The 23,280-nt window shown below is 70.8% G+C and carries 26 protein-coding genes and 1 CRISPR repeat array; of the genes, 15 read left to right on the plus strand and 11 right to left on the minus strand.

Annotated features, from left to right (window positions below; all coding sequences use genetic code 11):
- Positions 1-50: 50 nt before the first annotated feature.
- The 9 genes from AF335_RS12265 to AF335_RS12305 all read left to right on the plus strand — a co-directional run bounded on the left by AF335_RS12265 (position 51) and on the right by AF335_RS12305 (position 7,409).
- The gene (locus AF335_RS12265) at positions 51-863 is read left to right on the plus strand and encodes a helix-turn-helix domain-containing protein (RefSeq protein WP_260423837.1); all 813 of its coding nucleotides are present in this window, start codon (positions 51-53) and stop codon (positions 861-863) included.
- Between the two features lie 9 nt (positions 864-872).
- Positions 873-1,064, plus strand: a complete 192-nt coding sequence (locus AF335_RS12270; RefSeq protein ID WP_102918351.1) for a DUF397 domain-containing protein — start codon at positions 873-875, stop codon at positions 1,062-1,064.
- Positions 1,065-1,290: 226 nt separating this feature from the next.
- Positions 1,291-1,821, plus strand: a complete 531-nt coding sequence (locus tag AF335_RS12275; protein WP_146045505.1) for an NUDIX hydrolase — start codon at positions 1,291-1,293, stop codon at positions 1,819-1,821.
- 187 nt (positions 1,822-2,008) lie between these two features.
- Positions 2,009-2,311 (plus strand): putative ATP-grasp-modified RiPP, encoded by a 303-nt coding sequence (gene tgmA, locus AF335_RS12280; RefSeq protein WP_102918353.1) that lies wholly within the window; start codon positions 2,009-2,011, stop codon positions 2,309-2,311.
- A complete protein-coding gene (tgmB, locus tag AF335_RS12285) occupies positions 2,308-3,276 on the plus strand; it encodes an ATP-grasp ribosomal peptide maturase (protein WP_102918354.1) in 969 nt (322 codons plus the stop codon). Before tgmA ends, tgmB begins: the two co-directional genes overlap by 4 nt.
- A complete protein-coding gene (gene tgmC, locus AF335_RS12290) occupies positions 3,260-4,480 on the plus strand; it encodes an ATP-grasp peptide maturase system methyltransferase (RefSeq protein ID WP_102918355.1) in 1,221 nt (406 codons plus the stop codon). The genes tgmB and tgmC overlap by 17 nt, the downstream gene beginning before the upstream one ends.
- A gap of 63 nt (positions 4,481-4,543) precedes the next feature.
- Positions 4,544-4,672, plus strand: a complete 129-nt coding sequence (locus tag AF335_RS36180) for a hypothetical protein (protein WP_260423836.1) — start codon at positions 4,544-4,546, stop codon at positions 4,670-4,672.
- Positions 4,669-5,856 (plus strand): methyltransferase domain-containing protein, encoded by a 1,188-nt coding sequence (locus AF335_RS12300; protein ID WP_244927004.1) that lies wholly within the window; start codon positions 4,669-4,671, stop codon positions 5,854-5,856. Before AF335_RS36180 ends, AF335_RS12300 begins: the two co-directional genes overlap by 4 nt.
- 18 nt (positions 5,857-5,874) lie before the next feature.
- Positions 5,875-6,147: direct repeats of the CRISPR family, unit length 29 nt; unit sequence GGGACCACCCCCGCATGCGCGGGGACCAC.
- 134 nt (positions 6,148-6,281) lie between these two features.
- Positions 6,282-7,409: a methyltransferase domain-containing protein gene (locus tag AF335_RS12305; protein ID WP_102918356.1), complete on the plus strand. Its 1,128-nt coding sequence runs from the start codon at positions 6,282-6,284 to the stop codon at positions 7,407-7,409.
- Between the two features lie 167 nt (positions 7,410-7,576).
- On the opposite strand, the gene AF335_RS12310 is transcribed toward AF335_RS12305, so the two are convergent.
- The 3 genes from AF335_RS12310 to AF335_RS12320 form a co-directional block, all read right to left on the minus strand.
- Positions 7,577-8,719 carry a cytochrome P450 family protein gene (locus AF335_RS12310; RefSeq protein WP_342353955.1) on the minus strand — a complete coding sequence of 381 codons (1,143 nt, stop codon included), beginning with the start codon at positions 8,717-8,719 and terminating at the stop codon, positions 7,577-7,579.
- Between the two features lie 234 nt (positions 8,720-8,953).
- The gene (locus AF335_RS12315) at positions 8,954-9,598 is read right to left on the minus strand and encodes an iron-containing redox enzyme family protein (protein ID WP_102918358.1); all 645 of its coding nucleotides are present in this window, start codon (positions 9,596-9,598) and stop codon (positions 8,954-8,956) included.
- A gap of 153 nt (positions 9,599-9,751) precedes the next feature.
- Positions 9,752-10,366: a hypothetical protein gene (locus AF335_RS12320; RefSeq protein WP_146045506.1), complete on the minus strand. Its 615-nt coding sequence runs from the start codon at positions 10,364-10,366 to the stop codon at positions 9,752-9,754.
- A gap of 390 nt (positions 10,367-10,756) precedes the next feature.
- On the opposite strand from AF335_RS12320, the gene AF335_RS12325 reads away from it, so the two are divergent.
- Both AF335_RS12325 and AF335_RS12330 read left to right on the plus strand, forming a co-directional pair.
- Positions 10,757-11,263 (plus strand): carboxymuconolactone decarboxylase family protein, encoded by a 507-nt coding sequence (locus AF335_RS12325; RefSeq protein ID WP_184744026.1) that lies wholly within the window; start codon positions 10,757-10,759, stop codon positions 11,261-11,263.
- Positions 11,264-11,393: 130 nt separating this feature from the next.
- The gene (locus AF335_RS12330) at positions 11,394-12,089 is read left to right on the plus strand and encodes a hypothetical protein (RefSeq protein WP_102918360.1); all 696 of its coding nucleotides are present in this window, start codon (positions 11,394-11,396) and stop codon (positions 12,087-12,089) included.
- On the opposite strand, the gene AF335_RS12335 is transcribed toward AF335_RS12330, so the two are convergent.
- The 7 genes from AF335_RS12335 to AF335_RS12365 all read right to left on the minus strand — a co-directional run bounded on the left by AF335_RS12335 (position 12,036) and on the right by AF335_RS12365 (position 18,254).
- Positions 12,036-12,575 carry a SigE family RNA polymerase sigma factor gene (locus AF335_RS12335; protein ID WP_102918361.1) on the minus strand — a complete coding sequence of 180 codons (540 nt, stop codon included), beginning with the start codon at positions 12,573-12,575 and terminating at the stop codon, positions 12,036-12,038. The genes AF335_RS12330 and AF335_RS12335 overlap by 54 nt on opposite strands.
- A 207-nt stretch (positions 12,576-12,782) precedes the next feature.
- Positions 12,783-13,631: a DUF1906 domain-containing protein gene (locus AF335_RS12340; RefSeq protein ID WP_102918362.1), complete on the minus strand. Its 849-nt coding sequence runs from the start codon at positions 13,629-13,631 to the stop codon at positions 12,783-12,785.
- A gap of 53 nt (positions 13,632-13,684) precedes the next feature.
- Positions 13,685-14,851: a lipid-transfer protein gene (locus AF335_RS12345; RefSeq protein WP_102918363.1), complete on the minus strand. Its 1,167-nt coding sequence runs from the start codon at positions 14,849-14,851 to the stop codon at positions 13,685-13,687.
- Positions 14,848-15,315: a MaoC family dehydratase gene (locus AF335_RS12350; RefSeq protein WP_102918364.1), complete on the minus strand. Its 468-nt coding sequence runs from the start codon at positions 15,313-15,315 to the stop codon at positions 14,848-14,850. Before AF335_RS12350 ends, AF335_RS12345 begins: the two co-directional genes overlap by 4 nt.
- Positions 15,312-16,289 (minus strand): bifunctional MaoC family dehydratase N-terminal/OB-fold nucleic acid binding domain-containing protein, encoded by a 978-nt coding sequence (locus AF335_RS12355; protein ID WP_102918365.1) that lies wholly within the window; start codon positions 16,287-16,289, stop codon positions 15,312-15,314. The genes AF335_RS12350 and AF335_RS12355 overlap by 4 nt, the downstream gene beginning before the upstream one ends.
- Positions 16,290-16,535: 246 nt before the next feature.
- A complete protein-coding gene (locus AF335_RS12360) occupies positions 16,536-16,844 on the minus strand; it encodes a hypothetical protein (RefSeq protein ID WP_102918366.1) in 309 nt (102 codons plus the stop codon).
- Positions 16,845-17,231: 387 nt separating this feature from the next.
- Positions 17,232-18,254 (minus strand): putative protein N(5)-glutamine methyltransferase, encoded by a 1,023-nt coding sequence (locus AF335_RS12365; protein ID WP_102918367.1) that lies wholly within the window; start codon positions 18,252-18,254, stop codon positions 17,232-17,234.
- A gap of 253 nt (positions 18,255-18,507) precedes the next feature.
- Here AF335_RS12365 and AF335_RS12370 point away from each other — a divergent pair, with 253 nt between their 5' ends.
- Positions 18,508-19,062 (plus strand): hypothetical protein, encoded by a 555-nt coding sequence (locus AF335_RS12370; protein ID WP_102918368.1) that lies wholly within the window; start codon positions 18,508-18,510, stop codon positions 19,060-19,062.
- A gap of 142 nt (positions 19,063-19,204) precedes the next feature.
- Here AF335_RS12370 and AF335_RS12375 read toward each other — a convergent pair whose 3' ends face one another.
- Positions 19,205-20,137, minus strand: a complete 933-nt coding sequence (locus tag AF335_RS12375; RefSeq protein WP_228773293.1) for a S1 family peptidase — start codon at positions 20,135-20,137, stop codon at positions 19,205-19,207.
- A gap of 537 nt (positions 20,138-20,674) precedes the next feature.
- Between AF335_RS12375 and AF335_RS12380 the strand changes: the two genes are divergently transcribed.
- The 3 genes from AF335_RS12380 to AF335_RS12390 all read left to right on the plus strand — a co-directional run bounded on the left by AF335_RS12380 (position 20,675) and on the right by AF335_RS12390 (position 23,213).
- Positions 20,675-21,577, plus strand: coding sequence for an SCO6745 family protein (locus AF335_RS12380; protein WP_102918370.1), 903 nt, complete (start codon positions 20,675-20,677; stop codon positions 21,575-21,577).
- A gap of 59 nt (positions 21,578-21,636) precedes the next feature.
- A complete protein-coding gene (locus tag AF335_RS12385; RefSeq protein ID WP_102918371.1) occupies positions 21,637-22,878 on the plus strand; it encodes a cytochrome P450 in 1,242 nt (413 codons plus the stop codon).
- A gap of 116 nt (positions 22,879-22,994) precedes the next feature.
- Positions 22,995-23,213, plus strand: a complete 219-nt coding sequence (locus AF335_RS12390; RefSeq protein ID WP_102918372.1) for a ferredoxin — start codon at positions 22,995-22,997, stop codon at positions 23,211-23,213.
- Positions 23,214-23,280: the final 67 nt, after the last annotated feature.

Below are 23,280 nucleotides of genomic sequence, written 5' to 3' on the forward strand. Positions count from 1 at the left end.
CACAACCCAATACGTTCCCTAGGGCGGCCCCAACAGCTCGACAGCGAAGGCTGGGCGCAGAGCTTCGCCGCATGCGGGAGCACAGCGGGCTCACCGTTGCCGACGCGGGCAAGGAGTTCGGCGCCGACCGCACTCGGATCAGCAACATCGAGGCCGGTCGCGTGGGTGTCAGCGCGGATCGAATCAGAGCGCTGGCCGCCATCTACGCGTACCCGGACTCGGCGCACGTCGAGACTCTGGCGCGTATGACCGAAGAGCGCGGAAAGGGATGGTGGGAGGAGTATCGCGGGACTCTTTCGACAGGCGCCCTTGATCTGGCCGAGCTTGAGCACCACGCCGCCCGGATTACCGTCCTGCAGGTTGTCTACATCCCGGGACTTCTCCAGACGGAAGAGTACGCACGCGCCCTGTTCGGACAGACCGTGCCGGAGCTGCCGCCGCTGGACGTCCAGCGGCGGGTGTCGTTTCGAATGCAGCGGAAGAGAGTCATAGAGCGAAACCCTGCAACGCCGTGCAAATTCGTGATCCACGAGGCGGCGCTGCGCATGATCTTCCCGGGAAGGGACGGCCAGCGCCGACAGCTGGAAAGACTGGTGGAGATGAGCGAACACGACGGCGTAACGCTCCACGTCATCCCTTTTGCCGCCGGCGCGTTCCCGGGCGCGAACAGCTCACTCACGTACGCCTCCGGCCCGATTCCGAAGCTGGATACCGTTTCACTGGACACGGCACACGGATCTGTTCTCCTGGACGCAGAATCCCACCTGGAGAACTACCGCAGCATCCTGCTGAGGACGCTGCGCATCTCTCTCGCGCCGTCCGAGTCGCGAGACTTCATCCGTAACACGCTTAAACAACTGTGAAGGCATGGCATGTCTGAAATAAAGTGGCAGAAGTCGTCTTTCTCCGGAGACAGAGACGACTGCGTCGAGGTGGGCCGACGCGAGGGCGCAATCCTGATGCGAGAAAGCGACGATCCCGCGGTCGTCGTCACCACGACTCCGGACAAGGTTCGCACCTTCATCCTCGGCGTCAAGGCAGGCGCGCTCGATCACCTGATCTGACGATCTAGCCGACCGCAACCCCTCCATCTCTGCAGGTGGAGGGGTTTTGGCATATGCAGTTGCACGCGTTTAACGTTGCACGCTTGCTCCGACGATTGCGCGGCCGCTACGTTCTCCACCTGCACCGCCACGTTGGGCGATCGCCAGGCGAGAGCGCGCCCAACCGGTGCCCCAACTCCCCGATCGCTACTGCCGGTTGACGGGGATCCCACCGCGCAAGGAGGGCATGAGTCCCATGGGGCTGAAGGTGACACTGAACGAGGCATGGACGAACCCACCGCGCCGCAGGCTGGCGGGGCTGGCGCGGATCACCAACGATCAGGGAAAGGTGCTCGTGTTGCTGTCCGGCCGGGGCCCGAGCTGGCTGCTCCCCGGGGGAATGGCCATCGCGGGAGAGACCGCGGCCGACGCGGTCAGGTATCAGGTCCGCAGAAAGCTCCAACTGCACGTGGAGGTGGGCCCGGCGATCGCGATCGACCACGTCACGGCGAACCGCGCCGAGGGCACGGTGGAGGGCATCAACATCGTGTTCGAGTGCGGTGAGTTGTCCACGGCGCAGATCGAATCGATCACTCTTCCCCTGGCCCTCAAGGGTCAGGGGCCGGAGATCCTGAAGTACGAGTTCATGGGCCACGAGGAGCTCATGGAGAACGTGCCGCAATGGCGCCGGACCATGGCCGCGGAGGCGGCGACGGTGACCCGGGTCGGCATCCCGTACCTGCAGGACGGAAAGCCGGTGTCGAACCGCGCCGCCTGACCCGCAGCGGGCGATCCGCTGAGAGACCGCCCGCGCCGACGCACCCCGCACCCCACTGCCGAGCCATCCGGGCTCGGCGGCGTTACCCGGGCGCCCCAGCACCCCCTAAGCTGCCGCCCCCGTGTCCCGGCGTTCCCGCGGGGCACCACCGCACAGCCCTGTCCGTCCTCGAATGGAAAGGCACGCGATGTTCAATTACGCCGAACGGTTCCCGACCGGGACACCGCTCCCTCAGGGATACCGGACCCCCACGCCCTGGGCGCTGCGCCGCATCGCCCCGTACCCGCCGGTCGAGGCACACCAGTACACCCGCGTGGAGCTGGATGCCGGAACGCAGACCGCCCGCTACCTCGACGCCTCGGGCGCGCTCATGACGGCGCCGGGGCACGGGACGTCGTCCGGCACCAACCCGCCCACCGGGACGACCGGCCAGGGTGACCGCAGCAGCGACTCGCCCGACAGCGACACGGGGAATGACACCGACCAGTGACGGACCCCCGCCCGGTCGCGGTCGTCACCAACCTCGACGACCCGACCGCCGATCTGGTGATCGCCGAGCTGCACGACCGGGATGTCCCGGTCGTGCGGTTCGACTCCGGTGACTTCCCCGCCACCCTGTCGTGCTCCGCCTTCATCGGCGGTGACGCGACGCAGTGGCGCGGAAGCGTGCGGACACCCACCCGCAGCCTTCAACTCAGCGCCGTCCGGTCCTTGTACTACCGGCGCCCCTCCGGGTTTTCCTTCCCCCACCTCGACCCCCAGGACGCGAGGTTCGCCGCCGCCCAAGCCCGTTACGGCCTCGGTGGCGCCCTCGTCTCGCTCCCCGGCTGCCTGTACGTCAACCACCCCCACCGCATCGGCGACGCCGAGTACAAACCCGCCGGCCTCGCAGCCGCCGCAGCCTGTGGCTTCACCGTTCCGCCCACGCTGATCACCAACCGGCCCGACGACGCCCGCACCTTCATCAAGCGGTACGGGCCGGTCATCTTCAAACCCATCTCCGTGCCGCTCTACCTCATCGACGGTGCGGCGCAGACCGTGCCCGTCAGCACAGTCGAGGCCGACGAGATCGACGACTCCGTCGCCGGCACCATGCACCTCTTCCAGGCACAGGTGGACAAGACCGCGGACGTCCGCGTGACCGTGATCGGGAACCGGATATTCGCGGTGCGCATCGACTCCGGGCTGCTCGACTGGCGCACCGACTACAGCACCCACACGTACACCCCCGTCACACCACCGCCGGACGTCGAGCGCGCGCTCTTCGCCTACCTCCGGCACTTCGGACTCGTCTTCGGCGCGTTCGACTTCGCCCTCGCGCCCTCCGGCGAGTGGACGTTCATCGAATGCAACCCCTCGGGCCAATGGGCGTGGATGGAGCCCCCCACGGGACTGCCCATGACCGCGGCCCTCGCCGACCTTCTGGAACGAGGCACCCATGACCGCCGAACCTGACATCGACTCCATCGCCGCCGACCTGCGGTACCAGCTCGCCGCGCGTCTCACCGACGCCGGGCATCTGCGCTCCCCGCAATGGCGCGCCGCCGTCGAAGCCGTCCCCCGCCATGAGTTCGTACGCCGTTTCTACCGAGAGACCGACGCCCCCGGACTGACCACCTGGACACCGGTCACCCCTGAACTCTCCGGCGTCAAGGAATGGCTACGGCAGGCGTACACCGACGAAACCCTCATCACACAGTTCGACGGCCGGGAGATCGACTGGACCGACCCGCAGCCGATCAGCGGTGCGCACCCGACCTCGTCCTCGACGTTGCCGGCCCTGGTGGTGGACATGCTGGAAGAACTCCAGGTGCACGACGGCATGAACGTCATGGAGATCGGCACCGGCACCGGCTACTCGACCGCCCTCATGTGCCGGCGCCTCGGCGCCGGACAGGTCACCTCCATCGAGACCGATCCCGACGTCGCCGACCGCGCCCGCGACGCACTCGACCGCTGCGGATACGCCCCGCGCCTCATCATCGGCGACGGCCTCACCGGAGACCCCGAGGGCGCCCCCTACGACCGTACGATCGCCACCTGCGGCGTACGGCGCATTCCCCGTTCATGGGTGCGGCAGACCCGCCCCGGTGGGATCGTCCTCGCCACCCTCCGCGGCTGGATGCGTTCCCTGGGGCTCGTCCGTCTCGCCATCGGCCACGACGAGCGCGCCGAGGGCCGGTTCGTTTCCGGCGACCCGAGTTTCATGATCGCCCGCCAGCAGGACGCGCCCGAAAGCCTCGGCATGATCCCCGCGCCGGACGACGGCGCTTCGCGGAGCACTCCGTACGGGCCCGAACTCCTGATTCAGCCCGGAAGCGGGTTCATGGCCCAACTCGCCATGTCGGCCGCCCGCTTCTTCTCCATGCCGGCCGACGACGGCACACCATGCACGTACGTGCTGAACACCACGGACGATTCGTTCGCCGTCCTCACGCCCAAGAGCGACGACGAATGGAACGTCCGCCAGGGCGGCCCGGTCGCCCTGTGGGACGTGTTCGAGAACGCGCTCGACATCTGGCGCGCCGCTGATTCCCCGATGCCGACGGAGTTCGGGATCACCGTCACGGCAGAGGATCAGCGGGTGTGGCTCGGGTCACCGGACGGTCCGAGCTGGAGCCTGCCGACCCGAGCGGAGACCGGAGGCCACCCGGCGTAGCGTGACCGCGGCCCCGGCCCGTGAATCACTGTCCGGGGCCGCCGCGCGGCACTCGACTTCATCGTGTCGCCCGAGGGTGACTGGACGTTCTTGGAGGCGAACCCCTGCGGCCAATGGGACTGGATCCAGGCCGCCACCGGCCTGCCCATCGCCGAAGCCATCGCCGACGAACTGACAGGAGTCGCCGAGTGACCGACCTCAGCCTCGAAGCCGCCCGACCGTACATGACCGCGCTCGCCGACGAACTCACGAAGGGCGGCGCGATCAGGTCCCGCGAATGGGCCGAGGCATTCGCCACCGTGCCCCGGCATGTGTTCGTGCCCGAGTGGTACGAACAGGAGACCGACGATAAGGGCATCACCGTGTGGCGGCGGCATCAGGCCGGCACCTCCGACGAGGATCTCGCCGCGGTCTACCGCGATGCCACCCTCGTCACGGCCCTCGACCCGGACACCGCCCGGCAAGCCGACGAATCGGCGTGGACGGGCTTCCCCACCTCGTCCAGCACCCTTCCCGGCCTCATGGCCCGGATGCTGGAAGAACTCGATGTCGAGGACGGGCACCGTGTCCTCGAAGTCGGGACAGGCACCGGCTACAACGCCGCTCTGCTGTGCGCCCGCCTGGGCGACGGTGCCGTGCACTCCGTCGACATCAGCCCTGATCTCGTCCGCGCCGCGGAACGCCGGCTGTCCGGAATCGGGTACGGCCCACAGCTCTCTGCCGTCGACGGGCGGAACGGCTACCCCGGCGGCGGCCCGTTCGACCGGATCATCGCCACGTGCTCCGTACCGGCCGTCCCCTCGGCATGGATCGAGCAGACAATGCCCGGATCCGTCATCCACACCGACATCGCGCTCGGCGTCGAGGGTGGCCTCGTCCGCCTCACCACCGACGCGGAGCACCGCGCGCTCGGCCGCTACACCGGTACCACCGGCCGATTCATAGCCGCGCGAACCGACGCCCGCGTCTACCACCGCACGGAGCGAGCGCCCGCCGCCCCCGAAGCGGACCACCGCCCGACGCCCGTCACCGCGAGCGACATCCGAACGCACTACCCGTTCCGCCTGCTGCTCGCCTTCCACCTCCCCGAGGCGAAGCTCGTCTATCACCGCGACGACGCCGGAACCCTGTCACTCCAACTCCAGCAGAACGACGGTTCATGGGCCCGTGCTCCCCTCACCGAGGAAGGAACGGGCATCGTGACGTACGGCGGAACTCCCGACCTCTGGCAGCAGGTCGAGGACGCCTGGACATGGTGGAACGCCACAGGCCGCCCCGCGCAGGACCGGTTCGGATACGTCCGCGAGCCCGACGGGCGCGCGTCCGTGTGGCACATCCCCGACGGCCGCCGATGGGAACTCACCCCGGACGACTAGCAACAGAACGCGTGGATCCGCGACACCCCCGCATGCGCGGGGACCACAGGATGGTCATGGGCGGGCCCTCGACGCCGTTGGGACCACCCCCGCATGCGCGGGGACCACCATCTCCGCCGCCCGCTTCGCGCGCTTGTGGAGGGACCACCCCCGCATGCGCGGGGACCACCGGGGCCTACGGAAGGAAACCCCCGTGACACCGGGACCACCCCCGCATGCGCGGGGACCACGTGGCCACGTGCCATGAGGAATTCCCTTTCGGGGGACCACCCCCGCATGCGCGGGGACCACAGCGATTGATCAGCCGTTTCGTCTTGGGGCAGGCCGGATTTTACTCACAACTACGGGATCCGGCATGCCAGTCATTTCGGTTCCCCCGAGCTACCCCGGCGACGACAGCGAAGAAAGCTGAGAGGAGAGAACTGATGAACTGGGCACCCCGCGCCGCGGCCCTCGCCGAGCGCGTCACCCACCCCTCGTCACGGTGGCGCGCCCCCGTGGCGCAGACCGCCCGGCACGAGCTCGTGCCGCGGTGGTGGCAGCGCGCCCCCGGCGGCTGGGCGTTGCGGAACGGAGAGGCCGACAAGGGCCGGTGGCTCGACGCCGCGTACGGCGACGCCTCGCTGGTCACCAGCGTCGGGCCCCTCCACGCCGACCACGCGACCGGCGACGATCACCCGGCGGGCCTGCCGACCTCGTCCTCGACACTGCCCGGTCTCGTCGTCCGCATGTTCCAGCACGCCCGCCTCGGTGACGACGACACCGTGTGCGACATCGGCACCGGATCGGGCTACGGCGCCGCCCTCGCGGCCCGCCGCCTCGGCGACGCGCAGATCACCAGTGTCGACGTCGACCCCTACCTCGTCGAGGCCGCCCGAGCGCGCCTCGACGCGATGGGCCTGCACCCCGCACTCGTACACACGGACGCCACCGGCGACCTGCCCGGCACCTTCGACCGCATCGTGGCCACCGTCGGCGTCCGGCCGATCCCGGCGAGCTGGCTCGCAGCCCTCGAACCCCACGGGCGGCTGGTGACCACCATCGCCGGCACCTCCCTTCTCGTCACGGCCGAGAAGACCGAGGACGGTGGCGCGACCGGACGCGTCGAATGGGACCGGGCCGGCTTCATGCACACCCGCCATGGCTCCGACTACCCCCCACGCCTCGCCGTGCTCCTGGCCGCCGCGCGTGAGCACGACGGCGACGACATCAGCACCGGCCGGTACCCCGTCGTCCAGGTCACCGAGGCATGGGACCTGGCATCGATGCTCGATGTCGTCGCGCCGGGCATCGAGCACCGGTTCGACGAGGGCGGCACACAGCGCACCGCCCTGATGGCACACGCCGACGGCTCGTGGGCCCGGGCCACCGCCCGCGCCGACGAGGCTCCCCAGGTCCACCAGGGCGGCCCCCGAAGGCTCTGGGACATCCTCGACGAGATCCGCACGCACTGGCTCACCCACGGCGAACTCCCCGTACGCGGAGCCAAGGTCTTCGTGAAACCCGACGGATCGACGTACCTCGCCCGCGGAAAATGGCTGGCCGAGCTGTAGAGCACGGCACCCCGGCCCGGCATCCACAGCGTGTGGACGCCATGGGGCCTTCTCGTCCGTCTCGCCCTCGGCCACGACGGGCGCGCCGAAGGCCGGTTCATGGCCCGACTCGCCATGCGGCCGCCCGCTTCTTCTCCATGCCGGCACCGGTGACGTGGCGGCGCCTCTCAGGCAGAGGCCGACTTCAATGTCACAGGGAGAGTCTTGTAGCCGTTGGCGATGAACGACTCCAGTGGCTCCAAGGAGCTCGGGGAGCCGGCCAACGCCATGTGCGGGAACCGGTCGAAAATGGCGGGCAAGGCGATTTCGGCCTCCATGCGTGCCAGTGACGCGCCCAGGCAGTGGTGGACTCCGTGCCCGAAGGCCACATGGTTCCGTCGTGTCGCGCGCGTGATGTCAAATACCCGGGCATTCGCCCCGTGACGGTCCGTGTCGTGTCCGGCAGCGGCGTAGGAGATCATGATGGGGTCTCCTCTGCGCATCATCACACCGTCCAGATCGATGTCTTCGACGGCATATCGCAGAGGCATATAGGCGATCGGCGCCCTCACTCGCAGTGTCTCCTCCACGGCATCCCGCCAGGATGCGCGTCCGCCCCGGACCAGCTCCAGCTGATCCGGGTGAGCGAGAAGTTCGGCGATCGTGTTGGCCAGGAGGTTCACGGTCGTTTCGTGACCCGCGCCGATCACGAGCAGCAGGGTGTCCATCAACTCCTGGTTCCCCAGCCGGGAATCGCCGTCGGCTTGGGCAGCGATCAGAGCCGACGTCAGGTCGTCCGTGGGTCTGGCCCGTTTGGTCGCCACCAGACGCATCAGCACGGCGTACACGGCTCGCCAGGCCGCCCCGGCCTCCTCGGCGGACGCCGATGTGCGCATGAATTCGTCCACTCCGGCGCACAGGGCTGCCCGGCTCTCCTTGGGGACACCGAAGAGTTCGCAGATGACGCGGATCGGCAGTGGGTGGGCGAAGGCTGCGCGCAGGTCCACTTCCAGCCCGGCCGGCACGCGGTCCAAGGCAGCCAGAAGGTCTCGTGTGATTTCTTCGACGCGGGGCCTCATCGCCTCCGTGCGCCGCGTGGTGAACGCTCGCGCGACCAGCCGGCGGAGCCTGGCATGGTCCTCTCCGTATGCGGTCATCATGTTTTCCAGGGACACCCAGTGGTACAGCGCCCAGTCCGTTCCGATGCGTCCGTCGGCAAAGGCCGGCCAGTGCTGCCTGGGAGCCTTGGAAACCCGTGGGTCACGCAGCACCTGTTTGACGTAGGAATGGCGGGTGACCGACCAGGCCGTGATTCCGCCGGGCAGTTCCACCAGAGCGGCAGGGCCCTGTTTCCGCAGGAGCTCGGCTTCGCCGACGAGATCACGGCCGGTCGGATCAAGAACGTGGGGGCACCGACCGGACACGATAAACCCACTCCCATTACTCTGCCCCGTACGGAGGCAAGGGACCCGGTTGCGCTTGCCGGCTGCTCCGTCGCCCGGTCCGCGCCGACAATGTGTTCCTGCATGAGGGCGGTGCTCCGACGACCATCGGCCGGTGAGCCCTCACCCGAGCGCGTCGAGCGCGCGGCGGAAGAGCTGGAGCGACCTGCGGGTGGCGAACTTCGCCTTCTCCCGGGTTTCGTCGTCCCCCGCGGTCAGCTTGACCAGCTCCAGGGCCTCACGCGGGTGCGCGTCGTCGTACTCGGCGTGCGCCTCCAGCCAGCGCAGGGCGCGTGGGTTGCCGTCGAGGCGGTGTCGGACGGCAGGCAGGACCAGGCGGCTCCACTGGCCTGTCACGCCTTCGATCGCGTAGTTGACGGCGCCGAACGCCTCGGCCAGCGTGCCGCGGTTGGACACCGACCACAGGTACTCGTACAGCGCGCCCGCTTCAGGACCGGGGCGGTGGGTGACGATCTCCTCATACGTCACACCGCTGGCCATCGCCCAGTCGAGGTACCACTGAGCATGCGATGCCTCGGTGCGGATGTTGCCGATGAGCCAGTTGCGGGCCTCAAGGTCGCCGGGCCGAAGGCCGAACGTCGTTCGCGCGAGGCAGGCGCCCATGTACCTGGGGAACGCCTCCACGATGCAGAAGAAATCCATGAAACTGCGCCGCAGTGTTTCATCGGAGACCTTCTGCTCCCTGACCGCTGCGAAGTGCCGCGAACCCAGCACCGCGTCCCAGTCGGTCTGCAGCTCCGCAAGCATGGCCTCCACCCATGGGGGGTGCGGAGTGGGGGCCAGGCCGTGACGGGCAGAACGGTTCGAGGCGTATTGGATGTCTGTCACAGAACCTCCCTGTGCGATCGACCGGAGAACGCGGGCCGGCCGAAGGCGGCCATCCGATGATCACCGATGACGTCAGGCGTTGAAATCACCCGTACAGAAAGCGAATTTGTCGCCCCCCTTCGCTACCGGGCCGAACGCGTCGTTCAGGACCGCAGCGAATTCGGGGGTGAAATCGACAGGAGTGATGACGTGCACCTGGACGCTGACCACTGGAAGCAGGTGCAACTCCGGCTGCAGCGTCGCCGGGGCCGGATAGCTGAAGACGGGAATCCGGGTTCCGGCGGGGTTCTCCGGCGACTTGACGACGAACGAGACACCGCCGGTCGGCAGCGTTCCGTCCGGTTCGCTCACGGCGACCGTTCTTCCATCGGCGGTGCTCAGTTCGAAGCCGCCCGTGCCCGCGCCCCTGTAGGTGATCGCCTTGGCGAGCGCGACAGGATCCGTCGCGAGAGCGGCGGGATCACCCGATATCTCGACCGAGCCACTGGTGGCCTTCACTGTGAACGAGTTCCGAGAGGTGCCCGGTGTGCTGGTTTTGAACTGTACGTCGCCGTTGCGCCAGAAGACCTCGCACTCGCCCTCGGCGGCGATCAAGTTCAGCGTCAGGGCGCCCAGAGCGCAGGCCGCCCCTCCGGCTATCCCGGTGAGGGCGAGCACGCCAAGCGCTATCGCAGGTCTTCTGGTCATTCGAGCTCCTCAGCGGGCAGGTGCCGGCCCGAACTCTCGGCCTTCCGCGCCGGCTCCGGAGGCCCCCGTTCGCCGAACATGTGCGGACGGAGTTCCTGAGAGTGCCGGGCCGACCGGATACACCACATAAGCATCCAGGAGAGGGAGAAAGGATGCCCTCCCTGAGCGGCCGAATGGGTGCCGCGACCTCCGGCCGCCCCGGCAGTGCTCGCGAGCTGTCCGTTCCGCCCGGCGCCCGGAGCGGACGAGACCGGGCGCGGCGCCGAAGACCTGGGCGACCACCTGCCGTTCGGCGAACGCCCGTGTACTTTTCCCGTCCCCCGGTCACATTCCCCCGCCCCCATCCGTCAGTGGAGTGAAAGCCATACGAAACGCGGAGGTAACACCACAATGACCACACGTTCCATCACCGCGGAGATCCCGGCGCGCCCCCGGATGGCGCAGGACCCGACCGAGCTCGTGCCCGAGCTGAAGGAGGTGTCGGCGGCGCTGTTCAAGGCCACCGGGAACAACTCCGTGCCGCGGGCCACGATCAGTCTGGTGCAGCTGCGGGCCGGGCAGATCGTCGGGAGCACCTATCTGACCGTCCTGCACACGGGGTTCCTGCGGAAGGCCGGGGAGTCCGAGGAGCGGATCACCTCGGTGTCGTCCTGGCAGGACTCGCCGTACTTCACCGCCGCCGAGCGCGCCGCGCTGGCGCTGGTGGAGGCGGTGCTCCAGCCGTCCGCGCAGGGTGAGCGGGTCTCCGACGAGCTGTACGCGGAGGTGTCCGGGCACTACGACGAGAAGGCGCTCGCCACCCTGACCATCGCCATCGGGCAGGTCAACTTCTTCATCTCCGTCGCCTTGATCGCCAAGCCGGTCCCCGGGCGGTCGTTCACCGACCCCTGGGCCTGAGCGGGGCGGGACGGGCTTACGCCGCCCGGCTGACGCGGGCCGGGTGGGGCGTGACGCGCGCGGCCGGGCCGCGTTGGCCAGGCGCGGCCGCCACCGGACGCGGCCGAACCCGAACCCCCCGGAGCCCGCTGTGACGAAGCACCGCCTCCGCGCTCTCGCTGTCGCCGTGACCTCGCTGGCCGCCGTGGCCACGTCCGCCCCGCAGACCGCCGACGCGGCGGCTCCCGCCGGGACGCCGGTCACCTTCTGTCTGACCGACGCCTCCGCGGCCGCCCTGCGTGCCGCGCGGATCAGGCTGGCGGCCGTCGCACCGGCCACGCTGGTCACCGAGAGGGGACACGCGTGTGTGCGGGCCGCCGTGGAGACCGGCGGGCGGATCAACCCGGATCTCTCCGGCGGGGGCGCGGCCGGCGGGGGCGGCTTCGCCTTCCGCCGGGGCCGGCGGCTGGCGGTGTTCGAGAGCCTGGTGGCCCGGGTCACCCCGGACAGGACCATGGTCATCTCGGCCGTCCACCGCGGCCGGTGGCTCGACGTCCTCACCTCGCCGACGGCCCGGCTGAAGCTCTACCTGACCAAGGTGAGCGCCGAGGACATCCCCATGCACCTCACCCCGGACGGCGCGGACGCCCTCGCCGCCGCGTTCACCACCGGCCCCCTGCCCGCGGGCGCCCGGGTCTTCACGGGCAGTACTGGAGTCGACGTCCTGGAGCAGGTCACCGGCCTGCTGGGGCCGGGACAGCGCTCGGGCCCGAGGCAGCGGCCGGGCCGGCCGCTACGCCGCCCGGGAGAGCTCCGGGTCCTCCCGCAGCTTCCCGAGCGCACGTGACACCGCGCTCTTCACCGTCCCCACCGAGACCCCCAGCAGCTCCGCCGTCTGCACCTCGGTGAGGTCCTCGTAATACCTGAGGACGACCATCGCGCGCTGCCGCACCGGCAGCCGCAGTACGGCACGCCACATCGCGTCGCGCAGCGCCTGGGCCTCCGCCGGGTCCGGCGCGGCCATGGCCTCGCGCTCGGGGAGATCGTCGTAGGGGAACTCCTCGACCTTGCGCTTGCGCCACTGCGAGGTCCGTGTGTTCACCAGGGCCCGGCGGACGTAGCCGTCCAGGGCCCGGTGGTCCTCTATGCGCTCCCACGCCAGATACGTCTTGGTCAGCGCCGTCTGCAGCAGGTCCTCGGCGTCGCACGGGTTGGCGGTCAGGGAGCGGGCGGTCCGCTGCAGCACCGGTCCGCGTGCCCGTACGTAGGAGGAGAACGACGGGTACACGGCGGTGGATGCGCTGGTGCACACAGACGTCGTGGTGGCTGTCATGCCTTAACGCTAGAAGCGCACCCGTACCCGGCGGATCGCCCGCAGGTGCCGAAGGGCGGTACGCCTCAGGTCGTACCGGTGGTGCTACCCCCACCTCCTGGAGGGGGAGGGTGCTCAGGGACCGCCTCGGGGTGCCGGGGGCGGAGCGGTGTCCACCGGCCCCGACCGGTGGTGCCGCTCCGCCCCCGCGCCCGGCCCCGGCGGCGGTCAGTCGATGATCGCCACCGGGGCGTCCACCAGGTTGCGGTCGACGGTGATCCGGCGGCCTCCGTGCGTCTCGGTGACGTTGCCCCGGTACTGGTGGATCCGGCGGTGGGGCGTCCAGGCCGAGCGGGAGAGCACCGGCTCGCCCGAGGTCGAGGCCGGGACCTGCCAGCGGGCGAACCACATCAGGTCGGGCAGCCCGTCAGTGCCGCCGCGGCGGGCCCGCTCCATGTGCCGGATGCCGGAGTCGGCGCTGCTGTAGAAGCCGGCCAGATAGCCGCGGCTGCGCACGGTCGAGCTCCAGCCCCGTACGAAGGACAGGGTCGTACGGGCGCAGGACGAGTTGCGGTGGTCGTACGCCTCCATGTCCAGGTAGAGCGGGCTGCGGCGGGCGATGCCGAGCGCCCCGGCCCGGTCGGCGGCCTCGTGGCCCTCCTCCTCGCCCTGGCCGTAGGGGTCGTAGTCGCTGATCGAGAAGCCCCGCTTGCGGCCGGTCTTGACGCACGGCGACTGCGAGCCGACGAAGATCGGCAGCATCCGCCAGCCGAGGTCGTCGGCGTCGGCCAGCCAGGAGGCGCTGAGGTACGTCTGGCGCGGGCAGGCGCGGGCCCGGCCGGCGAAGTAGACGCCGACGGCCCGGTAGTCGGAGGCCCGCCATGCCCGCATGGCGGACAGCGAGGGGGCCTGGCAGGTGTCGAAGCCCCAGCCCCTGAAGACTTCCGCCCCCTCGGAGCTCGGATCGCCCCTGTCGTCCGCCGCGGCGGGCTGGACGCCGCCGACCAGTTGCGCCAGGGCGACCGTCAGAGCGACGAGAAATCCGATGATCTTCCTTAGGCGGTCCAGTCGGTCCATACGCCGAGTGATAGGCGCCCCGGACCGGGCTCCCCCGCTGACACGCCCTCGGTTCATCCGTCTGCCCCGAGAAGCAGCCCGGACGTGGGAACACCGCTCCCCGCGGTGACGAGCACCCGCGCGGCCCCCGGAACCTGGTTCACGGCGGTGCCGCGCAACTGGCGCACCGCCTCGGCGATCCCGTTCATGCCGTGCAGATACGCCTCGCCGAGCTGGCCGCCGTGGGTGTTGAGCGGCAGCGCGCCGGCCGCGACGAAGCCGGCGGCCTCGCCGGGGGCGCAGAATCCGTACTCCTCAAGCTGCATCAGCACGAACGGTGTGAAGTGGTCGTAGAGAATGCCCACGTCGATGTCTCCCGGGGTCAGGCCGCTGGAACGCCACAGTTGCCGGGCGACCGCGCCCGCCTCGGGCAGGCCGGTCAGGTCGTCCCGGTAGAAGCTGGTCATCTGCTCCTGCGCCCGGCCCGCGCCCTGGGCAGCGGCGACGATCACGGCCGGCGGGTGCGGGAGCGTACGGGCCCGGTCGACGGAGGTCACGACGACCGCCTGCCCGCCGTCCGTCTCCTGGCAGCAGTCGAGCAGCCGCAGCGGCTCGGCGATCCACCGGGAGGCGGCGTGGTCGGCCAGGGTGATCGGCCTGCCGTGGAAGTACGCGGCCGGGTTGGTCGCCGCGTGGCGGCGGCCGGTGACGGCGACGTGCCCGAACGCCTCGGGCGTCAGACCGTATGTGTGCAGGTAGCGGCGGGCGGCCATGGCCACCCAGGACGCCGGCGTGAGCAGCCCGAAGGGCAGCGCCCAGCCCAGGGCCACGCCCTCCGCCGACGGCTCGCGCCGCTGGACCCCGGCGCCGAAGCGGCGTCCGGAGCGCTCGTTGAAGGCGCGGTAGCAGACCACGACCTCCGCCGCGCCCGCCGCGACGGCGAGCGCGGCCTGCTGCACGGTGGCGCAGGCCGCGCCGCCGCCGTAGTGGATCCGGGAGAAGAAGGTCAGCTCCCCGATGCCGGCCGCCTGGGCGACGGCGATCTCGGGGCTGGTGTCCATGGTGAAGGTGACCAGGCCGTCCACGTCGCCGGGCCCGAGTCCGGCGTCGGCGAGGGCGACCCGCACGGCCTCGGCCGCGAGGGCGAGTTCGCTGCGGCCGGAGTCCTTGGAGAACTCCGTGGCGCCGATGCCGACGACGGCGGCCGCGCCGGAGAGGCCGCACCCGCGCCGGGCGCTCATGCGCCGGCCCCGGGGAACGTGCCCATGGGCCCGGCTCCCGCGCCCGGGCCCCCGCTCGGCTCCTCCGCGGGCACCGACACCCGGACGGTGCCGGACACATGGCGCCCGAGCCGGTTCATCCCGGTGACGGCGACCTCGACGGCACACCGGCCGGCCACCCGGTCAGGATTCACGGAAACGATCCTTCCGCTCAACGCCAGGACATCGCCTGGATAGTTGGGCACCCCGAGCCGGATCGAAACCTTCAGCAGTGTCGCCTCGGCACCGAAATGGTCGGTGATGTACCGGCCCACCAGACCATTGGTGGTGAGGATGTTCATAAAGATGTCGGGAGAGCCCTTGGCGCGGGCCGCTTCTGCGTCGTGGTGCACGTCCTGGAAGTCACGGGAGCCGAGGGCGCCCGCGACGATCAGCGTACGGGTGACGGGTACGGACAGCGGGGGCAGTTCGTCGCCGGGCCTCATGCGCCCGCCCCGTCCGGGAGGGCCCGGAATACGGGCAGCCGCAGCCCCGCGTCCACCTGGAGGAACTCCAGCTCGACCGGCGTCCCGATACGTACGCGGTCGGGCTCCGTACCGATGAGATTACTGATAATCCTTACGCCTTCGGCCAGTTCGATCAGCCCGACGACGTACGGGGGGTCGAAGGCGGGGAAGGGCGGATGGTGCATGATCACGTACGAGAAGACACGTCCGGCTCCGGACGCCCGGACGGTCGTCCAGTCCGGCGAACCGCAGCGGCCGCACCCCGGCAGCCAGGGGAAGCGGAGCTCGGCACAGGCCGCGCAGCGCTGGATGAGCAGCTCACCGGCGGCGACGCCCGCCCAGAAACCGGCGTTGTCGCGGTTGATCACGGGGCGCGGGCGTTCGGGCCGGGGCCCCTCCGGGGACGAGCGCCCGGCCGCCGCTCCTTCCGGCCGTGGCGCCGGGTGCGCCGCGGGCGCGTACTTGAGGATCCGGAACCGGTGCGTTCCGACCAGGTCGCCCGCCGTGCGGATCTCCGTGCGCGTCGTGACGAAGTGGCCGGCGCCGAGCCGGGTCCTCTTGAGGGGCGAGACGGTCTCGATCACGGCGTCGAAGGTGAGCTCGTCACCCGGGCGGAGCGGCCGGAGGTACTCCTGCTCGCAGTCGGTGGCGACGACCGCGGTGTACCCGGCCCGGTCGAGCAGGGCGAGCAGCCGGTCGTAGGCGTGGGCGTCGCGCGGTCCGTGCCCGGAGAGGCCGCCCATGATCCATGCCTGGAGCATGGTGGGCGGGGCGACGGCGCCGGGGCCGGTGTAGGCGGGGTGACGGTCGCCCATCGCCTCGCACCAGTGCCTGATCATGGGCGCGTTGACGGGGTCCTTGGCCCGGCCGGAGACGGCAGCGGGGAGCCCTTCGAAGACCTTGAGGTCCTCCGGCCGCGGCGGCCGTAAGCGGGGCGTGGTGGGGTCGCTCATGGGTCCCTCCAAGTTTTTCTGACTGTCCGTCAGAAAAACTCGGGATGTCAAGAACGAGGGCCCGGGCCCCGGCGGTCGACCCGGCGGGAGACACAGCGGTGCGGGGCCGCCGGCGGCTCGGCGACCCCGCACCCGTGCTGCGGATCCGGCCATGGCCGCGCGACGGCACCGGAGTGCCGTCGCGCACCATCACCAGACCCTGTCCACATTCACCCGGTCATCTCGTGGCTGACCACGAGGGGCGGCCTACCACCAGTTGGTGAAGGTGACCGAGACGTTCTCCTGGCGGATGGCGGTGTCGTGGGCGCCGACAACGCTCGCGGTGTTGTTCTGGTTCGAGGCACCGGTGCCGGTCGCCTGCTGCTGGCCCGTGGTGGAGTTGCCGTGGTTGGTACCCCCGACGCCGCTGCCCACGATGGCGGCGGCCGCGGCGTTGGAACCGCGGTTCGCCAGCTGGTTGCCGTCGTCGGCCGAGGCGACACCGGAGAAGAGCATGATCGCCATGGGCAGGGCGGCCACAGTCGCGAGGACGCGAGCAGTGCGGGTGCTTGCCATATCAATTCCTCCAGAACACGGAACGGAACTACTGCTTACTGCCGAGCGGTTGGCCGACCGCCCGGCGAACTTTCCGACGTCGCAACCTCAGAATTGCCCACCGAATCCCCGGCGAACCACCCGCCGCTCGCTATTCCCTCGCAAGCATGACCACTCAGGAATAAACCCCCACCACGCCCTCAAGCCCCTGCCTCGCGCCCCTCAGGACGCGCTCGCGCAGCCAGGGATCCCAAGCGCCCCAAGGGGAGAACCGTTCCGGCCCAAATTCGGCCAATTCCGTAAACCGGTTCAACGGACCCGGCACCCGGACGGCGAAAACGTTCAGGCAGCGGGGCCGGAACGGCCCGCGGAAGCCCTCTCACAGCCAGGAGAGGCCCTACGAACGACTCACCGAGCGCCGACAGGAATGGCGACGGCGGGCCGGGCAGCGGGCAGGGCTGGGGGCCGGACCGGGGGCCGGACAGCAGGCCGGACCGAGGGCAGGGCAGCGGGCCGGGCAGCAGGCTGGTTCAAGGCCCGGACCGAGGCCCCGCCCGCGCCCCTCCGGGGGACCGGCCGGGTGCCGACGACCACGGTCGCGTCGAGGTCGTCACAGCTCACCACGCGCGGCACCAGGCCGTCGCGGGCGAACGCCGCCGCGGTCCGGGGCGCCTGCCGCTCGCTCGTCTCCACCAGGAGGTGACCGCCGGGCGCCAGCCACTCCGCCGCCTCCGCGGTGACCCGCCGCTGGATCTCCAGCCCGTCGGTCCCGCCGTCGAGCGCGACCCTCGGTTCATGGATCCGCGCCTCCGGGGGCAGGAACTCGATCTCCTCGGTGGGCACATAGGGCGCGTTGGCGACCAGGACGTCGACCCGGCCGCGCAGCGAGGCGGGCAGCGGCGCGTAGAGGTCCCCCTCGTAGACGAGCCCACGGGCACCGATGTTGCGCCGGGCGCAGCGTACGGCGGCGGGCTCGATGTCGGCCGCGTACAGCTCGATCCGCGCCAGGGAGGCGGCCAGCGCGGCGCCGACCGCGCCGGATCCGCAGCACAGGTCGACGACGACGGCGCGCGAGGACGCGGCGGCCGGGCCGGCGGTACCGGCCGGGCGGGCCGCACCGAGGGCGAGCCGCGCCAGGGCGAGGGCCTCCCGGGCCAGGAACTCGGTACGGCGGCGCGGTACGAACACCCCCTCGTCGACGGCTATCCGCAGCCCCGAGAACTCGGCCCAGCCCAGCACGTGTTCCAGGGGAAGGCCACCGACGCGCCGCTCCACCATCGCGGCGAGCTCGGCGGGCGTACGGGCGGTGGAGAAGAGCAACTCCGCCTCGTCCTCGGCGAAGACACAGCCGACGGCCCGGAGCCGGAGAATGACGGCGGGCAGGGAAAGCGAGGGCGACGAGGGGAACGCGGGGGAAACAGAAAGAGACATGAGAGCCTTCCGGGAAACCGAAGGGCGCTCTCGCGGTGGTCTTAGAGAGAGACGACCGTACAGCTGAGGGAGGAGAGCACCCGGCCTGCGACTGCGGTAATGGGTCTCACCTCCTGGGTCGAAAAGTTCGATCACTGCTGAGCCGTCACATTACCCGAGCCGGCGGCCGGTGCAAACAGACCGGGCGCAAGGGGAAGCGCCCTTCCGTCATTACGGCATACTTTCCGATCGAATACCGGAAGAACGGCATGTAATGGCAGATAACCCTGAAGACACGGCGACCCCGGAGAACACGGCGCCCCCGGAGGACACAGCCCTCCCGGCGCACCCGCAGACCGGCTTCCCGCCACCGGTCGTCCCGCCCCGCAGCCGGACCCGGAAGTGGGTGACGCGCGGCATCGTCACGGTCGTGGTCCTCGCCCCGCTCGTCTACATCGGCCTCGTCGTGCGCAGCGTGGTGACCGGTGAGATCTTCGAGCCGCACGGGACCGGTTGCGGGAAGGCCGTGTCCTTCGCGGGCGGGCGGATGCCCGAGGGGGCCACGGACCGGAAGTGCGTGGACGACGGGGGCTGGCTGAACCAGGGCTACACCGTCGAGTTCCGCATGCCGCGCGAGGACGTGGCGGCGCGGCTGCGGGAGGCGTTCCCGCGGACGCGCCAGGTGTCCGGCTTCTCCTCCGCCGATCTGGAGTTCACCAACTCCCAGGAGACCGACCGGCCCGCGGGCGAGGCGTCCCACGTCGAGCTGGAGGTGACCTACGAGGACGAGGACACGGCCTCGGTCAGGCTGCGGGCCTTCGACGTCTGACCGGGAACGCGCGACCCGCCCTCCACGCCTCCCCGTTACCGGCTACGGACGGAGCGGGCTCGCCCTCACCGCCGTGTTTACACGGGGTGGACACGGCGGTGAGGGTGCCCGGGTCTCGGCTCGTCAGCCGATGGTCACGCCGTCAGCCGATGGTCGCGCCGAACGCCGACAGCGCTTCCTTCACCGGCTGGTAGAAGGTGGTGCCGCCACTGGTGCAGTCCCCGCTGCCGCCCGAGGTGAGGCCGACGGCCTCGGTCCCGGCGAAGAAGGCGCCGCCGCTGTCACCGGGTTCGGCGCAGACGTTCGTCTCGGTGAGGCCCGAGACCCGGCCCTCCGGGTAGGTCACCGTCCGGTTGAGCCCGGTGACCCGGCCCGAGCGCAGACCGGTGGTGGAGCCGCTGCGCTGGACGTTCTCGTCGAGCACCGCGTCATGGGCGCCCGTGATCGGCTGTGTGCTGCCGTTGTAGAGGTTCACCTGGCTCGGGTGGTCGACGACGGCGGTGTACTCGGCGATGGCGTAGTCGTCACCGGGGAAGCTCGACCCGCCGGCGGGGACGAGAGCGATCTCCGGGCCGCTGTCGGTGGTGGACCAGCTCTTGATCGGGTTGCCGCAGTGCCCGGCCGTCAGGAAGGCGTCCGGCTTACCGGCCCGCTTGACGTTGAACCCGAGCGAGCAGCGCGCCCTGACGCTGGAGCGCTCCGACCCGTAGATCGCGTCGCCGCCCGCGAGGAACATCCGGAGCTCCGTGGTGGTTCTCCGCAGCTCCACGGACTGGCCGAGGGGCTTGAGCACCTCCTTCAGCCGGTCCAGCTTCGCGCCCGTGACCGTGGGGTCGGCGGTGACGACGACCCGGCCCGTGGCCGGATCCGGGCCCCAGGCCGTACCGGGGATCGGATCGCTGGAGTTCAGGGCCGACATGGTGACGTCCAGCCGGGGGTCGTCGGCCCGTACGGCGCCGGGCCGGGCCGCGGTGGCCTGGGCACCGTCCGGGGTGAGCACCACGGCGGCCAGCGCGGCCAGAGCCGCGGCCGCGAACGCGGCGAGGCGTCGGCGGAGTGGAACGGATCGTTGCATGGCATCTCCCGAGTGAATGCCGGAACCACGAGTCCGGAGAGGGGTGTCCCGCGTCTCTGAGCGCGGAAGGAACATCAATCATCACAAGGAGTGAAGATCCCCTGCGCGAACGCAGGAACCGGCGCTGCCCAAACCACCCGCATAAGCGACAAAAGCGGCCACATGCGTTCGTGTCACGCGTGCATTTTCCCGCGGCGCCGTCACCCGGAGCCACCCCCGCCACACGGCAGCCACCCGCCCCTCCGCCGCCCCCGGACCCCGCCCTCCCGGCTCCCGGACCCGCGTCCCGACCCCTCAGGGCAGACCCGGGACAGAGGTTCCTCCAGCGCGGACAAATTTCTGTCATTGCACGTCACCCCTTCGTCAACTTTCTTGCCGCACGCCATGATCCCCGGGGAAGCTATTCGCTGTTTCCCGTGAATTACGGATTCATGAACGGCCGGCAGCCGACGGTCTCTGGAATTCGAAGTCCCGGGAAAAGACCCGCCGCCCCTGGTCGGGTGTCCGGAACTGCTCCCCGACGTACTTGAGGGTGTCATGACTGCAACGCCGACCGGTGCCCCTTCCTATGCCCGCCGATGCGCACACGCGCTGAATTCGCTGCATGCGATTCCTTACTTCACCGACGACCTCGCGAAGGAACTCGCGGAATTCGGCGTGACCGACCCGTCGGGCGTCTATCTCGCGAGCCGCGTGTCGCCGCTCGGCGTGGTGGGGGCGCCCGTCGTCACCGCCGTCTGCAACGCCTTCGCGCCGGGTTTCGTCGCGGAGCGGGTGCCCGCCCTGTGGGACCTGGTCACGCCCGAGCGGGCCGTCGAGGCGCGGCTGAGGTCCGCCGGCGCCGCCCTGGAGCGGCTGCTGGGCACGGACGTCGTCCGGTCGGACGCCATGGCGGAGGCCGCCGCGCTCGCCACCCGCGCGGCCGCGGCCGGCCGGTTCCCCGGGCGCCCGCTGTTCGCGGCGAACGCGGCCCTCGACCGGCCCGAGGAGCCGCACATCGCGCTGTGGCACGCGGCGACCCTGCTGCGCGAGTACCGGGGCGACGGGCACGTCACCGCGCTCGCCCGCTTCGAGCTGACCGGCGTCCACGCGCTCGTCATCGACTGCGCCAGCGACCTCGGCATGGCGAAGGAGATCGTCATGCCCCAGCGCGGCTGGACCGAGGAGGAGTGGGCCACGGCCGAGGCGGAGCTGCGGGCGCGCGGCCTGGTGGCCGGCGACGGCACGCTGACCGCCCGCGGCGCCGAGGTCCGGGCGGAGGTCGAGCGCGAGACGGACCGCCTCGACCGGGAGCCGTACGCGTTCCTCGGCGAGGCCGACGTCGAGAAGCTGGCCCGGTACGTCCACGGGCTGGTCGGCGCCGCGGGCCGCGCCGGGGCGTTCATCCCCCAGCTGCTGCACTTCTTCGCGCCCGACACCGACGCCTGGAACAGGCTCTGACGCCTTCGCCGTGCCCAGCCCCCAGAACTTCCAGAGAACGCCAGAGAAGAGGACCGACCATGACGCCGGCGGCAATATCGGGACCCCCGACCGCACTGTTCTCCCCCGAGTACTACCAGAACCCGTACCCCACCCTGACCTGGCTCCAGGAGAACTCCCCGGTCCACGAGTTCCGGTTCCCGGTCGGTGACGTGCCCACCTGGATCGTGACGCGGTACGAGGACGTCAAGACCGTCCTGGCCGACCCCCGGTACAGCGCGGAGGCCGCCACCTACGCCACGCCCGAGTTCAAGGCCGCCGGCCTGGTCGCCGCCGCGGGCACCATCCTGGAGCGCGGCATCGCGGTCGTCGACCCGCCCGTGCACACCCGGCTGCGCCGGCTGGCGATGAAGCCCTTCACCACCCGCCGGGTGCAGGAGTGGCGGGAGACCGTGCGGGGCATCGTCGCGCGGACCCTCGACGAGTGCGCGGAGCGCGGCGGCTTCGACGTCATGGACGACTACGCCGGAGAGGTCGCCGCGAAGACGCTCGGCGAGATCCTCGGCTTCCGCATCGAGCGCCACCGCGAGCTGGTCGAGGCGCTCAACCAGGCGTTCCCGTCCGACCCCGCGCTGATCCACGAGGCGCCCGCCGCCTTCGGCCGGATCTGCGAGTACTCCGCCGAGCTCGTCGCGGAGAAGCGGCTGCACCCCGGCGAGGACCTGACCTCGGCGCTGATCCAGACCAGCGACGACGACGGCGACCGGCTGGACGAGGACGAGCTCGTCGGCATGGTGGCCGCGATCATCATGGGCGGCAGCGACACCGTGCGCGGCTTCATCGGCAACGCCGTGCTCGGCCTGCTCGACCACCCGGACCAGGCCGGCCTGCTGCGCAGGTCCCCGGAGCTGGCCGGCAACGCCGTCGAGGAACTGCTGCGCTACGACGGCGCCCTCAGCACCGCCCTGTTCCGCGTCACCACCGAGGAGACCGAGCTGGCCGGCGTGAAGCTGCCCGCGGGCGCGCCGGTGATCGCCGGCCTGCTGGCCGCCAACCGGGACCCGCGCTGCTTCCCGGCCCCGGAGACGCTGGACATCGCCCGCACCGGCAAGCGGCACGTCGGCTTCGGCCACGGCCTGCACAACTGCATGGGCGCGGCGCTGGCGCGCCTGGAGGGCGAGATCGCCATCCACGCCCTCTTCGACCGCTTCCCGGACCTGGCCCTGGACGTCCCGCGCGACGAACTGCGCTACATCGACAGCTGGGCGATCCGCCGGCTGACCGCCCTGCCGGTCACCACCTCGGCCACGAACCGGGCCTGACCGCACGTCCGGGCGACGGGGCGCACCGCGGCGGACCGCCGCCCGCGCCCCGGCCGCCCGCAGAACAGCCGATCGCCAAAGTCGTCGGACGAGGGCCCGGCGCGAAGGAGAGCCATATGCGAGCCACCGCCCACGTCGACCGGAACCTCTGCCTCGGCGCAGGACTGTGCGAGGTGATGGCCGCGGAGATGTTCCGGCTGGACGCCGAGGGCATCGCCGTCGCGCGGCAGGACACGGCGGACGGCCCGGACGAGGCCGGCCGTCTCGAACTCCTGCGGGACATCGCCGACTGCTGCCCGACCGGCGCCATCACCATTTCCACGACCACCGACTGAGCCGGCCCGGCGAGGTCCGGCGCGGTCCGGCAGCGCCCCGAAGGGGCGCGGGGAACCGCGCGACCAG

The organism is Streptomyces eurocidicus (assembly GCF_002891295.1).
GTDB lineage: Bacteria > Actinomycetota > Actinomycetes > Streptomycetales > Streptomycetaceae > Streptomyces > Streptomyces eurocidicus.